1 protein-coding gene is annotated in these 959 nt (G+C 76.0%); it reads left to right on the forward strand.

Features of this window, described 5'->3' with window-relative positions:
* Positions 1-959, forward strand: a 959-nt coding sequence (locus tag CCN56_RS41105) for a mannosyltransferase family protein (RefSeq protein ID WP_107484329.1), incomplete at its 3' end; no start/stop codon positions are given.

Consider the following 959-nt stretch of genomic DNA (forward strand, 5'->3'; position numbering starts at 1 on the left):
GTGTATCCGTGCCCGGCGCTGCTCGGTTTCCTGGCGGTACGGCTCCTGGGGCTCGCGGTGCTCGCCCGCTGGGCGCATCTGCGGGGCCACGGCCTGTGGCCGTTGCTCGCCCGTACGTGGGACTCGCTCTGGTACCTGGACATCGCCGGGCACGGATACACGGCCCAGCCGGACTACCCCCGGAACCTCGCCTTCTTCCCGCTCTTCCCGGGGCTCGTCCGGGGGCTTTCCGCAGTCCTCCCCGGGTCCCGCGCCTCGGTCGCGCTCGGGCTCGCGGTGGTGTGCTCGCTGGTCGCCGCCTGGGGGGTGTTCGCGGTCGGCGACCGGCTGCACGGGCGCCGGACGGGCACGGTCCTCGCGGTCCTGTGGGGGGCTTCGCCGGTGGCCGCCGTGGAGTGGATGGGGTACACGGAGTCGCTGTTCACGGCGCTGGCCGCCTGGGCGCTGTACGCGGTGCTCGGCGGGCGCTGGGCGTGGGCGGCCGGGCTCGCGGTGGCCGCCGGCCTGACCCGGCCGACCGGACTCGCGGTCGCGGCGGCGGTCTGTACGGCGGGGCTCCTGGCCGCCCGGCGCGAGCGGCGGGCCCTGGCCGCCGCCCTGACGGCACCCCTCGGGTGGCTCGGGTACGTGGGGTGGGTCGCGCTGGTGCGGGGGCGCTGGGACGGGTACTTCGAGGTGCAGCGGCGCTGGGGGAACGCGTGGGACGGGGGCGCGGTGACCCTGCGGGAGCTGCGGCGGTACCTCGTCCACAGCCCGTCCCCGTCGTTCTTCCTGTCCGTCGTCTCGGTGGTGCTGCTGCTGTCCGCCGCCCTGTACGCGTGCTGTCTCGCGGACCGGCAGCCGCTGCCGCTGCTCGTGTTCACGGGGGTGCTGCTGCTCGTGGTCCTCGGCAGCGACGGCGTCTGGTTCCCGCGCGCCCGCTTCCTGCTGCCGGGCTTCCCGCTGCTGCTGCCGCTCGC

The sequence above is a fragment of the Streptomyces sp. NRRL B-24572 genome, from assembly GCF_002156145.1.
Lineage (GTDB): Bacteria > Actinomycetota > Actinomycetes > Streptomycetales > Streptomycetaceae > Streptomyces > Streptomyces vietnamensis.